14 protein-coding genes are annotated in these 14,834 nt (G+C 37.5%); 12 read left to right on the top strand and 2 right to left on the bottom strand.

The features are described 5' to 3' along the window. Positions 1 to 173: 173 nt before the first annotated feature. The 9 genes from A5821_RS05420 (at position 174) to araA (ending at position 10,301) form a co-directional block, all read left to right on the top strand. Positions 174 to 1,460: an ABC transporter substrate-binding protein gene (locus tag A5821_RS05420; RefSeq protein WP_069646560.1), complete on the top strand. Its 1,287-nt coding sequence runs from the start codon at positions 174 to 176 to the stop codon at positions 1,458 to 1,460. A 99-nt stretch (positions 1,461 to 1,559) separates the two neighbouring features. Continuing rightward, positions 1,560 to 2,468, top strand: coding sequence for a carbohydrate ABC transporter permease (locus A5821_RS05415; protein ID WP_069646818.1), 909 nt, complete (start codon positions 1,560 to 1,562; stop codon positions 2,466 to 2,468). Between the two features lie 120 nt (positions 2,469 to 2,588). Next, positions 2,589 to 3,371: a carbohydrate ABC transporter permease gene (locus A5821_RS05410; RefSeq protein WP_240488099.1), complete on the top strand. Its 783-nt coding sequence runs from the start codon at positions 2,589 to 2,591 to the stop codon at positions 3,369 to 3,371. Positions 3,372 to 3,381: 10 nt separating this feature from the next. Continuing rightward, positions 3,382 to 3,981 carry a YesL family protein gene (locus A5821_RS05405; RefSeq protein WP_086313566.1) on the top strand — a complete coding sequence of 200 codons (600 nt, stop codon included), beginning with the start codon at positions 3,382 to 3,384 and terminating at the stop codon, positions 3,979 to 3,981. Positions 3,982 to 3,993: 12 nt separating this feature from the next. Beyond that, a complete protein-coding gene (locus A5821_RS05400) occupies positions 3,994 to 5,511 on the top strand; it encodes an alpha-N-arabinofuranosidase (protein WP_086313565.1) in 1,518 nt (505 codons plus the stop codon). Positions 5,512 to 5,525: 14 nt separating this feature from the next. Next, the gene (locus A5821_RS05395) at positions 5,526 to 6,488 is read left to right on the top strand and encodes a family 43 glycosylhydrolase (RefSeq protein ID WP_086313564.1); all 963 of its coding nucleotides are present in this window, start codon (positions 5,526 to 5,528) and stop codon (positions 6,486 to 6,488) included. 36 nt (positions 6,489 to 6,524) lie between these two features. Then, positions 6,525 to 8,132 (top strand): xylulokinase, encoded by a 1,608-nt coding sequence (locus A5821_RS05390; RefSeq protein WP_086313563.1) that lies wholly within the window; start codon positions 6,525 to 6,527, stop codon positions 8,130 to 8,132. Between the two features lie 17 nt (positions 8,133 to 8,149). Beyond that, entirely contained in the window at positions 8,150 to 8,845 is a 696-nt protein-coding gene (locus A5821_RS05385; RefSeq protein ID WP_086314314.1) for an L-ribulose-5-phosphate 4-epimerase, read from the top strand. A gap of 28 nt (positions 8,846 to 8,873) precedes the next feature. After that, on the top strand, positions 8,874 to 10,301 hold the full coding sequence (gene araA / locus A5821_RS05380; protein WP_086313562.1) for an L-arabinose isomerase: 1,428 nt from the start codon (positions 8,874 to 8,876) through the stop codon (positions 10,299 to 10,301). A 64-nt stretch (positions 10,302 to 10,365) separates the two neighbouring features. Here araA and A5821_RS05375 read toward each other — a convergent pair whose 3' ends face one another. After that, on the bottom strand, positions 10,366 to 10,809 hold the full coding sequence (locus A5821_RS05375; RefSeq protein ID WP_086313561.1) for a VOC family protein: 444 nt from the start codon (positions 10,807 to 10,809) through the stop codon (positions 10,366 to 10,368). 84 nt (positions 10,810 to 10,893) lie between these two features. On the opposite strand from A5821_RS05375, the gene A5821_RS05370 reads away from it, so the two are divergent. The 3 genes from A5821_RS05370 to A5821_RS05360 all read left to right on the top strand — a co-directional run bounded on the left by A5821_RS05370 (position 10,894) and on the right by A5821_RS05360 (position 12,903). Next, on the top strand, positions 10,894 to 11,835 hold the full coding sequence (locus A5821_RS05370; protein ID WP_086313560.1) for a helix-turn-helix transcriptional regulator: 942 nt from the start codon (positions 10,894 to 10,896) through the stop codon (positions 11,833 to 11,835). Positions 11,836 to 11,953: 118 nt separating this feature from the next. Beyond that, positions 11,954 to 12,553, top strand: a complete 600-nt coding sequence (locus A5821_RS05365) for an alpha/beta hydrolase (protein WP_086313559.1) — start codon at positions 11,954 to 11,956, stop codon at positions 12,551 to 12,553. Between the two features lie 98 nt (positions 12,554 to 12,651). After that, positions 12,652 to 12,903 carry a YtxH domain-containing protein gene (locus A5821_RS05360; protein WP_086313558.1) on the top strand — a complete coding sequence of 84 codons (252 nt, stop codon included), beginning with the start codon at positions 12,652 to 12,654 and terminating at the stop codon, positions 12,901 to 12,903. A gap of 44 nt (positions 12,904 to 12,947) precedes the next feature. Here A5821_RS05360 and spxB read toward each other — a convergent pair whose 3' ends face one another. Further along, entirely contained in the window at positions 12,948 to 14,675 is a 1,728-nt protein-coding gene (gene spxB, locus A5821_RS05355; protein WP_086313557.1) for a pyruvate oxidase, read from the bottom strand. Between the last annotated feature and the right edge of the window lie 159 nt (positions 14,676 to 14,834).

Here is a 14,834-nt window from a genome sequence, read left to right as displayed (position 1 = left end):
TAAATGTTAATCGATGGTTTTAATTTATAATATGATTCGTATAATTGTTATTGACAGCGTTTGCAATTAGGTATATTATTTAGTTGTAAATGAAATGAAGGAGGTTTAATCAGGTTTTGGTTAATGATTTTGGCTAAGCTTTTACTACTAAATTAACTAGGGAGAGAAAAAAGATGAAAGCATGGAAGAAAATTTTAGGAGCATCACTTGTGTTAGGTTGCAGTCTATTATTGTTAAGTGCTTGCGGAGGAGGCAATGAAAAAAAAGCTTCTGAGTCAGCTGACGGCAAAACAAAATTGACCTTTTGGAATGGTTTTACAGCATCTGATGGAGAGATACTACAAAGTATTGTTAACGATTTCAATAAGAAAAATGATAAAGGTATCACAATTGAAATGGATGTCATGACTTGGGCGAACTTAAATGAAAAGCTTCCACCTGCGATTTCTTCTAAGACAGGCCCTGATTTTATGTTGCTGAATTATGGAGACTTTGCTCAATATGTTAAGAATGGTGCCGTTCAACCATTAGATGATTTTTGGGACTACAAAGGAGTCGACAAATCTGATTTCACAAAAACTGCTTTGGAATTAGGAACAGTGGATGAACAACAATATTATATTCCAATGCAAGTTCAAGGGATGTATACCTATTGGAACAAAGATTTATTTAAAGCTGCTGGCTTAGATGAAAATAAACCGCCGAAAACTTGGGATGAGCTAACTGAAATGGCACCAAAATTAACAGATGCGTCTAAAAATGTTTCTGGGTTTGTTTTTAACAAAGATGGTACCGCACCATTGTATAACTGGGTTTTAGCGAATGGTGGGAAATTAGTGAACGATGATTATACAAAGTCGGAATTTGCCTCACCTGAAACGTTAGAAGTACTGAAAAAAATCCAAACAATGATTCATACGGATAAAACTGGTCCAGAATCCATTTCTGGTGCTGAAATGGATAATTTGATGAACGCTGGGCAATTAGCAATCGAGTTAAATGGTCCATGGTTAAACAATGGTTTGAAGAAAAATGAAATCAATTATGGTGTCACAACGATTCCACAACTTATTGCTGGAAAAAATGAACATGCAATTTTAGATGGTGTAGGATTTGGTATTCCAGCCAGCACAGATGATTCGAAAAAAGAAGCTATCTATGAATTTATTAAATATTGGAATACAACAGAAATTGGTAAGAAATGGAGTATTGAAAATGGCTTTCCGCCATACTTGAAATCCGTTAGTGAAGACGCTGAAGTCAAAGCAGATCCAATTGTCTCAGAACTAGGGAAACAAATAGAATTTGCTAAACCATTCTTACCGGGATTCGATCAACTACCTTCGATCAACAACGATATTATGAATCCATTGATCGAAAAATTATTAGCTGGTGATGATCCTGAAAAACTAATGAAAGACGCTGACAAAGCAATCAATGACATGTTAACTAACAAATAAGTAAGACGGATGAAAACACACTCATTAAAGAGTAAAAAATGAGTGTGTTTTCGCTTGATTGTTTCACTACATACTCGCAAAAAAGGGGATGGAAAACAGATGAAGAACTATAGGACATCACTTTCAACTTATTGGAATAAACCAAGTCGAGCGGGGTATCTTTTTCTCGCACCATCAATTTTGGTTTTGCTGTTTTTTACAGTGATTCCGTTGATTGGGACATTTGCACTCAGTTTTTTTAAAATCAATATATTCTTTACGAATACTACGTTTACTGGTTTTGACAATTTTCTCCGGGTATTTCAAGATGAACGAGCGGTTCGATCGTTGATCCATACATTGTATTTTACGTTACTAGAAACACCGGCTCAGATTATTGTAGGCTTGCTATTTGCAGTTTTATTATCAAAAAACACAAGATTTAATCGTTTTTGTCGATCAACTTTTTATATTCCCGTTATTTGTTCGTTGACATCGATTGCCATTATTTTTTCAATGCTGTTAGATCCAAATATTGGTGCGATTCCTTACGTACTTTCTCAACTAGGCATGCCGATCCCTCAATTTTTTAGAGATCCAACGCTTGCAATGCCTACAGTCGCTTTTATGACGGTTTGGAAAAACTTTGGAGTGACTATGACGATTCTCTTAACAAGCATTCAAGGGATTTCACCTTCATTATATGAATCAGCTGAAATGGATGGGGCAACTAAAAAAGAGCAATTTTTTAATATTACGTTGCCGCAAATCGTGCCTTCATTAGGCTTTTGTATTTTGACTAATTTGATTGGTTCAATGCAAGTCTTTGACCAAGTTTATGTAGCAACAGGCGGTGGTCCACAGTTTAAAACAGAGACAGCCGTACAATATATCTACAGCCGAGGATTTTCTGCACCGTATGAGTTAGGTTATGCTTCCTCATTATCTTCCGTGTTGTTTGTATTAGTGGCAGTTATTGCTATTACAGCTAATGTTTACATGACAAGAAAAGAACGCCAAATGAAATAGGAGATGAAAAAAATGACAGAACTTGTAGAGCATTCAGCAACACTTGATAGAAGTCCTGCAAATAAAGACAAAAGGTCGCTGAAGAAAAAGGATAAAACCTCTATTTTTACTAAAATCGCAATGACGATCATTTTAGTAATTATTGCCTTTCCTTTTATTTGGTTAGTTATTTCATCATTTAAATATGAAAAAGATATTATCTCTTTTCCACCTAAAATTCTTGCGGATAAGTATACCTTTGAAAACTATATTAAAGTGTGGTCAACGATTCCTTTACTAGACTATATCAAAAATACCGTTATATTTTCAGGCGGAGTTGTGTTGACGTCAGTTTTCTTTGACTCACTAGCTGGCTATGCATTTGCCAGAATGAATTTCAAGGGAAAATCAGTTTTCTTCTATTTTGTGTTACTAACAATGATGATCCCTTTTCAAGTCTTTATGATTCCGTTGTTTATTGAAATCAATAAATTAGGCCTGCTTGATACGTACGCTGGGTTGATCATTCCAAAAATGACGAGTGCATTTGGAATATTCATGATGCGATCATTTTTTGTAACATTACCAAAGGATCTAGAAGAAGCCGCTCGGGTGGATGGACTCAATGAATTTAAAATATTTTTAAAGATAATGTTGCCGTTAAGCAAACCAACAATGTTGTCCCTGGCGATTTTTACCTTGATGAATAGTTGGAATGATTTATTGTATCCACTTATTTTAACAAGCAGCTCTAAGATGAGAACGCTACCAGCTGGTTTGGCCTTATTTACTGGACAAAATATTTCCTTTTATGGCCCAGTTATGGCGGGAACAGTTATTTCGATGTTGCCGCTGCTGATCATTTACATGTTTGCTCAAAAGTACTTTGTTCAAAGCACGGCGATGTCTGGAATGAAAGAATAGGGGGAAGAAAATGAAACTGATCAATAGTCGATTTTATGGCGCAATGATGGTGATTACGGATTATCTATTGTTAGGGTTATTGTGGCTGATTTGTTCATTTCCGTTGATTACTATTTACGGGGCATCTGTTTCAATGATTTATGTGGTGGATCAATGGCATGAAGGGGAAACAGGTACTATCCTGTATCTGTTTTTTACTAAATTCAAAGAAAAGTTCATTCGTAGAATCCTTATTTCCGGCTTGTTTTTGCTTAGTTTCAGTGTGATCTATTTTGATTTTTCACTATTATCTACTCTATTTTCGGACGATAAACCAATCGTTGTTGGGTTGATTGTAACTAGTTTGATAGTGGGGTTACTTTTTATAAATATGACTTTTATCGATGGTATAACAAAGGGATTAAACTTCGTTGAGTTATTCAAAGCAACAGTGCTCAGTTTATGTACAAATTTTCTTTTAGATATGCTCATTCTAGTACTAGTTTTAATCAATGGTTTTCTAGTGTTTCTATTGCCAGTCACTGTTTTTTTTACACCGATCATCTCGGCAATAGGAATCTATAAAATAAGTTGCAAAAAGAAAATGTTCATTCACATAAGGCGAAATTGAAGGAGGGAAAGTATGCCGACAACGATAGAAATAAATAAGGAATTTAAAGTGGGCAAAATCAGTCCGCGATTGTTTGGTTCTTTTATCGAACAGATGGGCAGCGTGGTTTATACAGGGATTTACGAGCCAGAACATCCGGATGCCGATGAACATGGTTTTCGTTTAGATGTGTTAAATAAAATTAAAGCATTAAATTTAGGGATTATCCGTTATCCTGGTGGAAATTTCACTTCAGGTTATGACTGGACAGATACGATTGGACCGATAGAAAATCGAAAAACAAAACTGGAGCTTGCGTGGCGTGGGATTGAACCAAATACTTTTGGATTGAACGAATTTTTTGATTGGCTCAAATTAGTTGGCTCTGAACCCATGATGACGGTCAACCTTGGAACAAAAGGGATCGATGATGCACGTAATCTTGTTGAATATTGCAATTTTCCTGAAGGAACTTACTGGAGTGATTTGCGAAAATCTCATGGGATTAAGAAAACACACGATGTTAAAGTGTGGTGTTTAGGGAATGAGCTGGACGGACCTTGGCAAATAGGTAGAAAAACAGCGTATGAATACGGACGTTTAGCAAATGAAGCATCAAAAGCGATGAAATTGGTTGATGACACGATCGAAACAGTTCTAGTCGGAAGTTCCACTCCCAAATTGGATTCTTACCCTGAATGGGATCGCGTTAGTTTAGAACAAGCATATGAAACAGTTGATTATTTGGCACTGCATAATTATATCGATCGTTGTCAAGATGAGGATTTAAGCAAAAAGGCGCCGCGCGAGCCAGACGATACACCAACTTACTTAGCTCGTTCCATCGAATTTGATAAGCAGATCGAAGCGGTGATTGCCACATGTGATTACGTAAAAGCATTAGTCCGCAGTGACAAAACAATGTATTTGGCTTTTGATGAATGGAATGTTCACAACTTTCCAGAAAAAGAACATCGCAACTTTGAATTAGGTAGTCCAATTGATTGGTGTCACTTTTCGATGGAAGATACGTTGTTATTTGCTTCAATGGGTTTATCGATTTTAAGACGGGCTGATCGTATCAAAATTACTTGTCAGTCTTTGTTAGTGAATACGATTCCCTTGATATTGACGGATGCCATGGGACAATCGTGGTGTAATCCAACGTATTTTGTTATGAAAGATTTGAGTAATCTAGCGAAAGGGACCGTCTTACAAAGTGTTTCATCAGGGACTCTTTATCATACCGATATCTATCAAGAGGTGCCATATATCGATTCAGTGGTTGTGGATTCAGAAACAGAATTGATTTGTTTTATCGTCAATCGTTCCGCGGAGGAAGAAAAGATTGTTGTAAACACAACGATTGATTTCTCAGGAGAAATTAGTCACTCAGAATTATCTAGTAAAAATTTAGAAGATACAAATACAAGAGAAAATCCAACTAATGTTCAACCAAAAGAGGTAAAAGGGCGCGTCAGTCTTACGAACAATCAAATCGACATCACTGCCGCACCTTATTCTTGGAATGTGATAAGAGTTGGAAAATAAGGGAGTCAATGTCTATGTCAGGGGAAAATCCGCAAAAAATTTATACAAACCCAATTGTTTTAGAAAGAGCTGATCCTTGGGTCTATAAACATAGTGATGGTTATTATTATTTTACTGGTTCAGTGCCAGGTTATAAATCGATTGAACTTCGTCGGGCTAGATCGTTAAATGATTTAGAAAATGGAGAACGAATAACGGTTTGGAAGGCGCCAGAAACAGGACCAACGAGTTGTTTGATCTGGGCACCTGAAATCCACTTTGTACGAGGGAAATGGTATATCTATTTTGCCGCAAGTGACAACGAGGAAATTCGCAATGAAAACCATCACCACCGCATGTTTGTTATTGAAAATGCTGAGGAAGATCCTATGAATACAAATTGGGTAGAAAAAGGGCAAATCAAGACCCAATTTGAAAGTTTTAGCTTGGATGGTACGATGTTTGAACATCAAGCACGTCTTTATTACGTATGGGCACAGCAAGATCCAGTTATTCCGGGTAATTCTAATTTATACATTTCAGAGATGGAAAATCCTTGGACTCTAAAAGGGAAACAAACGCTATTATCGGTGCCTGAATATCCTTGGGAAAAAATTGGATTTTCTGTGAACGAGGGCGCCGCAGCAATCATCAGAAACGGTAAAGTGTTTATCACGTATTCAGGTAGTGCGACAGACGAAAATTATGCTATGGGTTTATTATGGGCAGATGAAAAGAGTGATTTACTGAATGGATTCTCTTGGAATAAAACGGTTGAACCTGTTTTTAAAAGTTCTCCCGAAAATCAACAATTTGGTCCAGGACATAATTCATTTACAGTCAGTGAAGATGGCAAACGTGATGTAATCGTTTATCATGCTAGACCAGAACCAAACAAGGTAGGTGATCCTTTAAACAATCCAAATCGTCATGCGAGAGCACAAATTTTCGAATGGGATGAGAAGGGATTTCCAGTTTTTGGAGAACCAGTTCGTTGAATCAGAGATAAAACAATTAGTATTGGAGGGCTAACTGTGGATGATAAAAACAATAGCATCAAGGCAGATATTGTAAATGGTCGTACCTCGTTAGGCATTGAATTCGGTTCGACGCGCATCAAAGCTGTATTGATTGGCTCAGATTATACCCCGATTGCTTCAGGCAGTCATGAATGGGAAAATCGTTTAGAAGATGGAAATTGGACATATGCGCTTAACGATATTTGGCAAGGGCTAAAAGACAGTTATCAAACTATGGCAAAAGAAGTCACAGAAAAATATGGTGAAGTACTTACAACTATTGGTTCAATCGGCTTTAGCGGTATGATGCATGGCTATTTAGCATTTGATAAAAATGGAGAGTTACTCGTTCCTTTTCGGACATGGAGAAACGCTTCAACTGAACAAGCTGAAAAAGAACTGACCGCATTATTTGAGCATAATATTCCTCAAAGATGGAGCATTGCACACTTATATCAAGCTATTTTGAATGATGAAAAACATGTACAGGAGATTGATTATATTACAACTCTTTCTGGCTATATTCATTGGCAATTAACTGGTAAAAAAGTCATAGGAATCGGAGATGCTTCTGGCATGTTCCCAATTGATGCCGCCACAAAAAACTATGATGTTGGCATGGTAAGACAATTTGACGATTTGATTCGTGAACAAAGATATCCATGGACATTAACTCAGATCTTACCTGAAATCCGCATAGCGGGTGAAAAAGCTGGTCAATTAACTGAAAGCGGAGCAAAACTGTTAGACATAAGCGGAACTCTTCAAAGTGGAATTCCGATGTGCCCACCAGAAGGAGATGCTGGAACTGGAATGGTTGCAACGAATAGTGTGGCAGAGCATACAGGAAATATCTCAGCTGGAACCTCTGTGTTTGCTATGATTGTTTTAGACAAACCGTTGAAAAAAGTTTACCCACAAATTGATATTGTCACAACACCATCTGGTAGTTTAGTGGCGATGGTTCATGCGAATAACTGCTCGTCAGAGATCAATGCTTGGGTACAACTATTTAAAGAATTTGCTGAAATGATCGGTGTACCCATCCAAACAACAGAATTATTTGAAACCTTATTTTTAAAAACACTCGAAGGGGACAAAGATTGTGGTGGTTTGCTTTCTTATGGGTATTATTCAGGCGAAAATATTACGGGAATCAAAGCGGGGCGCCCTTTGTTTGTTCGCACACCTGAGAGTAAGTTTAATTTGGCTAATTTTATGCAAGTTCATTTATACTCGGCTTTTGGCGCATTAAAGATCGGTATGGATATTCTATTAAAAGAGGAAGCGGTACGGATCGATAGTGTTGTCGGACATGGCGGTTTGTTCAAAACGAAAGAAGTTTGTCAAAAAGTTGTGGCATCAGTGATGGACTCGCCAGTTTCTGTGATGGAAAATGCTGGAGAAGGCGGTGCTTGGGGGATTGCTTTATTAGCCGCTTTTATGCGCGAAAAGACAGCGGAATTGACTTTAGCGAATTACCTTACTCAAACGATATTCATTAACGCTGAAAAAAACACTGTGGGTCCAAATCAAGAAGAAAAAGCTGGCTTTGAGCTTTTTATTGATTGTTATAAAAAAGGACTGCCAATCGAGCAAGCAGCCGTTGACTACCTGCAGTAGAAAGAGAGGAATCAATGATGTTAGAACAGCTGAAAGAAGAAGTTTTTCAAGCAAATCTTGAATTGCCTAAACAAGGACTGATCAAATATACCTGGGGAAATGTCAGTGCGATCGATCGTGATAAAGGACTTTTTGTGATTAAACCTAGTGGCGTTGATTATGAAACATTGACTGCTGAAGACATGGTCGTTTGTGATTTAAATGGACAAGTAATTGAAGGAAAACTAAACCCATCTTCAGATACACCTACGCATGCGGTGTTATACCAAAAATTTCCTAAGGTTGGAGGAATTGTGCATACCCATTCAACTTGGGCGACGATTTGGGCTCAAGCTGGATTAGATGTACCAGCGATGGGCACAACTCATGCGGATACTTTTTATGGATCAATTCCTTGTGCACGTTTTTTAAATCAGGCTGAAATCAATCAAGGATATGAAACAGAAACAGGTAATGTGATCATAGAAACATTTGAAAGGCGAAACATCGATCCTATGGAAGTTCCAGGTGTTTTACTTCATGGACATGGCCCATTCACGTGGGGAAAAGATGCAAAAAGTGCAGTGATGAATGCAGTTGTTTTGGACGAGGTGTGCAAAATGAACTTATTTGCTAGAGAGCTCAATCATTTTGCTGAAACCTTACCGCAACGTATTTTAGATAAACATTATTTACGCAAGCACGGGACCGATGCTTATTATGGTCAAAAATAAAAGAATTCTTTGAAGGAGCGAAACAAATATGTTAAAGACAGGTAAAAAAGAATTTTGGTTTATCGTAGGTTCGCAACATTTATACGGAGAAGAAACATTATTAGAAGTAAAAAAGCATGCACAGGAAATTGCAACTGGATTAAATGAAAGTGGAAAATTACCATATCCAATCGTTTTGAAAGATGAATTAGCAGTTTCAGCGGATGTCATTACAAGGATTATGAAAGAAGCAAACTACAATGATGAAGTTGCTGGCGTAATTACATGGATGCATACATTTTCTCCTGCAAAAATGTGGATCAGAGGCACGCAATTACTACAAAAACCGTTGTTGCATTTAGCCACGCAATATAACGAAAGTATCCCATGGAGCACGATTGATATGGATTTTATGAATTTAAATCAAGCAGCTCATGGGGATCGGGAATATGGGTTTATCAATGCTCGTTTAAAGATCAATAATGAAATAGTCGTTGGGTATTGGCAGCATGAATCTGTTCAAAAACAAATTTCTGAGTGGATGGATGTAGCAGCTGCTTATGCGGAAAGTTTTGCTATCAAAGTTGCTCGTTTTGGTGATAATATGCGGAACGTTGCTGTGACAGAAGGGGATAAAGTTGAAGCGCAAATCAAGTTTGGCTGGGTGGTTGATTATTATGGTATCGGCGATTTGGTTGCCGTAATCGATCAAGTAACAGATGCCGAAATCGATGCATTGTTTGCCGAATATAAAAAATTGTATGATTTTGAACTTGGAGAATATGCAGAAGAAGTTTGGACAAAACATGTTAAAGAACAAGCTCGGATCGAAATCGGATTGCGCCGTTTCTTAGAAGAGGGCAACTATTCAGCTTTTACAAGTAATTTTGAGGACTTATATGGTATGAAACAATTGCCAGGCTTAGCTGTTCAGCGTTTAATGGCGGAAGGCTATGGTTTTGCAGGTGAAGGAGATTGGAAAACAGCTGCGATCGATCGTATGATGAAAATTATGGCTCACAATGAAAATACTGGTTTTATGGAAGATTATACGTATGAACTAACACCAGGAAAAGAAGCGATTTTGCAATCTCATATGATGGAAGTGGATCCGACACTAGCAGTCAATAAGCCAAAAATCGTGGTTTCGCCATTGAGTATGGGCAATCGTGAAGATCCAGCTCGTCTAGTTTTTGACGGGAAAGCCGGGTCAGGAGTGGTTGTTTCTATGGCCGATTTTGGCACGAATTATCGTTTATTGATCAATGAAGTGGATGCATTTGAACCAACTGAACCAGCACCTCATTTACCTGTTGCCAGAATTCTTTGGAAAGTAAAACCTGATTTTAAATCCGGCGTTCATTCTTGGATCCAAAGCGGTGGGGGGCATCATACCGTTGTTTCCTTGAACCTTTCTTCCAAGCAAATCGTAGCTTGGGCGAAAATGGTTGATTTGGATTATGTACTGATTAAATAGTTTTAAGCAAAAAGTAAGCCAAACAATTATGATGAGAAGTCCATCATAAGTGTTTGGCTCTTGTTTATTTTAAGCGTTCATCATGCATTAACTGAATTTGTACCCCAAAAGGATCCTCTACAATCCCGTAAGCACCACTGAAAACATTTTGATTCAACGGTACAATGATTTTGACACGATCATCTGATGTTAGATTGGAATAAAAAGTTTCAATTTCGACTAAATCAGCACTTTGAATACACAAAGAAAAGTTAGTACCTATTTTAAATGATTGGGTTGGATCCATTGAATCTTCTGCAATCATTAGTTTCGTTTGACCAATTTGTAAAACTGAATGGGAAATGAATTGTTTATTTTCTTCTGTCACTAGGAAACTGTCATCTCTTTTGGCCATGTCTTCATAGGTCACAACGAGTAGCTCTTTAGCTCCTAAATGTTTTTTATAAAACGCCAAAGCCTCTCCAGCACGTCCATTCATGGATAAAAATACTGCAATTTCTAAAGTCATATGAATTCCTCATTTCTTTTATTTTCTTTCCACCTTTAGTATACTGATCAAAGGTGTCAAAACATGATACTTTTAGGAGGAGTTATGAAAAAAGCAGAACGCATCAATGATATGATTCTTTTTTTAGCCAATAAAAATAGTTTTAATTTAAAAGAATTGATCGATCGATATAACATTTCAAAAAGTACAGCGCTGAGAGATATACAGTCACTTGAAGAAATTGGTCTACCGATTTACTCTGAACTTGGAAGATATGGTAAATATCAACTGTTGGATACTCGGATAGTGGCTCCAGGTTTATTTACAGAAGGTGAGATTTATGCTCTTTATTTTGCTTTGTTAACGTTAAAAGGTTATCGCTCTACACCGTTCAACATGGAAAGCAGTACACTTGAATTAAAATATAGTCAGGTTCTGCCAGAGAAGTTACAGCAAAAACTTTTATTAATGCGTAAAATCATTACACTTGAGCAAGTCAATCACAGCAATGTCAGTCAGTATTTAAAAGAAATCGTTGAAGGAATCCTTCATGAAAAGATCTTTAACATTCGGTATGCAAAAAAGCAAGAAAAAGTGTCCATCAAGGCTCAATTTATTCAGCTTTCTTCTAAGTTTGGCCAATGGTATGCTAGAATTTGGACGATTGAAACCCAACAAATTCGTGTCATTCGTTGCGATAAAATTGAGTCACTAGAAGAAGAAAACCGTCAAGATTCACTACCACTTGAAATGCTATTAGAAAAAGCTGAAACGTTTTATCAAAAGGAACAACTAACGTCATTTTCAATCAAAGTCGATGAAAAGGGCAAAGATATTTTTTCTAAGGAAAACTACCCTTCAATGTCAATCCAAGTATCTGAAGAAAATTATTTGATTAGCGGGTACTACCATATAACCGAGGAAGAATTTATTACGAATTACTTACTTCGGTTTGGAACATCAATTATACAAATAGAGCCGACTCAATTAAAAGCAAGCCTGTCAAAAAAAGCGGCATCCTTTGCTGATTACTGGGGTCAGTTATAGCATTTTGTAAAAGTGACAAATAACATAAAAGGTGTTAAAATGAATTTAACTTACAAAAAGTAAGCGTTTTGGATGGATCATTTTTCGTCCTAAAAACAATGGAAAAGGGAGGAAAAAAATGCATTATCTATTTGAAAAAGGTGCGCCCAACGGCAAAAAATTACTATTACTTCATGGTACTGGAGGAGACGAAACATCATTGCTCGACATTGCTCGTTTCTTGGATGAAGAGGCTACGTTACTTTCATTTCGCGGAACAATTCAAGAATCAGGGATGAATCGCTTTTTTAAGCGAAACGGGTTGAATCAATTTGACCTAGTTAGTCTAGAAGAAGAAAGTGACCGCCTGATCCAATCTATCACATCAGTTAGTGAAGAAAAAGGTATACCTTTAGAAGAATGGGTTATTGTTGGTTATTCGAACGGTGCTAATATTGCGGCACACATGTTGTTGGAACGTACGACCGCTATCAAGTATGCTATTTTGTTTCACCCAATGTCTTTAGGTGTCGACACCCAAGATTTTCCACTTGCTGATAAGGGGCTGTGGTTGTCTGTGAGTGAAAATGACCCTATTGTTTCAAAGGAAGCTTCAAATCAGCTGGTTCAACAATTAAAAAATCGCCAAGCAGCAGTTACAATTACGACGACTAATTCAGGTCATCAAATAACTATGGACGAAATCAATCAAGCAAAACAATGGTTGAGTGGGCGCTAAATAATTCGTTGATAAAAAACAAAGCGAATCGTTTGTAGCAAGTTAAAAAGGATGCTATGCTAGTTATGTACTATAAATTAACTAGGAGGGATTTTCACATGGCAGATTTAAATGGACGCGTAAATGATGCAAAAGACAAAGTTGAAGGAACAGCTAAAGAAGTTCAAGGTAAAGTAACAGATGATAAAGGCAAAGAACTTGAAGGTAAAGCGCAATCAGCTTTTGGCGATGTAAAAGACAAAGCTCGTGATGCCGGTGATGATATCAAAGAGGGCGCTGAAAAATTAGGCGACAAAATCAAAGAAGGCTTTGAAGATATCAAAGAAAAATTCCATAAACATGATAAATAAAATATGAAAACAGCAGATGCGTAAAAATCGCACCTGCTGTTTTTTTAGTTTTTCAGTAACTCTTTCAGTACAGGCATATCATGAACTTCATATTTTTCTTTAAATTCATGGATTTCGTTTTCACTGAATTTTTCAGGGTCTAAAACCAATTCCTCAACAGGCAAAGGACGTGTATTTCTAATTTTCACATCGATCACTACAGGACGTTCACTATGTTTAGCTGCTTCAAAAGCGGGTTCTAATTGACTATATTCTGTAATTGTAAACCCTTTGGCACCAAGAGCTTCACCAACTTTTCCGAAATCAGCTCCTTGTAAAAAGACACCGAATTTCTTTTGCTCACTGTCTTCTTGTTCTGCTTCAATGAAGCCAAAAGAGTCGTTTGAAAAAACAACATTGATGATCGGTAATTTGTATTTCACTTGGGTAATGATATCTTGCATGACCATAGCAAAAGCACCATCACCACTCAAGGTAAAGACTTGCCGATCAGGATAACTTAGCTGAGCTGCAATACCACCGGGAACAGCATTGCCCATGGTAGCAAACCAACCAGAAGTCGTGAATTTTTGTTTGCCGTTCATGTCCAACAGACGAATCGCATGAATGGTTGTATTCCCAACATCTGTGACAAAAATTGCTTCCTCATCAGCGATTCGACGGATTTCTTTAAAAACAGGCTCGACACGAAGTGGTTTATCTGACGTATCATCGAAACTTCTTAACCAAGCAACCCAGTTTTCTTTGTTTTTTTGATTGGCTTTTAGCCAGCGATCTTCTGGGCGTGATTCACCTAGTTCAACCATTCGTTTTAACGCTTCCCCGGCATCACCTAAAATCGCAATATCTGTTTTATGTCGTCGTCCTAATTTTGTTGAATCAATGTCGATTTGAATAAATTTAGCATCAGGGTTAAAGAAATAAGCAGCAAAAGGGAAATCACTACCGGCAAATACAATCAAATCTGTTTCAGCTAACGCTTCGTTTGCAGGTTTAGTTGCCACACGAGCAGCAAAACCGAGGAAGTTTTCATACGCATCTGGAACAATGCCTTTACCTAAGACAGCCGAAATGATCGGCATTGAAAAGTGTTCAGAAAAAGCGCTGATTTCTGGCCAAGCACCACGAGTTCCTTGTCCAATATAAAGAACGGGCTTTTCAGCAGCTTCGATCAAAGAAACAGCCTTTTTTAAGTCATTATAGTGTGGCATAACTAAAGCTGTTCGATGATTTTTTGCGGTTGAAACCTCTTGAACAGGAATTTCTTTGGTACCAAAATCAACAGGAATCGTTACAACGGCAACGCCATTATGCTTATATGCGGCTTTAATGGCTTCATCCACAACATGAGGCAAACTTTCTGGGGTCATAACAGTTCGATTATACACGCTGACATCTGCAAACATAGGGTTTTCATTTAATTCTTGGAAGGAATTGTAATTCATAGAGCTTGAAGCGACTTGACCTAAAAGCGCTAAAACAGGGACATGATCCATCTGCGCATCGTATAACCCGTTGATCAAATGAGTAGCACCAGGTCCTGCAGAACCAAAAGCCACCCCAATTTTTCCAGTCAATTTAGCATCTGCGGCGGCAGCTAATGCCCCAACTTCTTCATGGCGGACTTGAATGTAATGGATCCTATCTTTTTCTTGGTATAAGGCATCCATTGTGGAGTTGAAGGAACCTCCTGGGATTCCGTAGATATGATCGATGTCCCAACTTTCTAAGACTTTGATCATTGCAACAGCAGCATTGATTGTTTCGGACATTTTGCTCACTCCATTTCTTTGTTTATGTCTATCTAAAGTATACTCTTTCTAGATTTTTGTACCAAATGAAAGCATTTTTCATTTTTAGCGTGGTCATAAAATCGGTGATATGATAAAGTTAAGTTAAGAAAAAAAAATGGGAAAGATGGGGTGTTCATA

It is taken from the genome of Enterococcus sp. 7F3_DIV0205, from assembly GCF_002141365.2.
Lineage (GTDB): Bacteria > Bacillota > Bacilli > Lactobacillales > Enterococcaceae > Enterococcus_L > Enterococcus_L palustris.
Note: the sequence above shows the minus strand (reverse complement) of the source record. Positions and strands in the feature narration are given on the sequence as shown.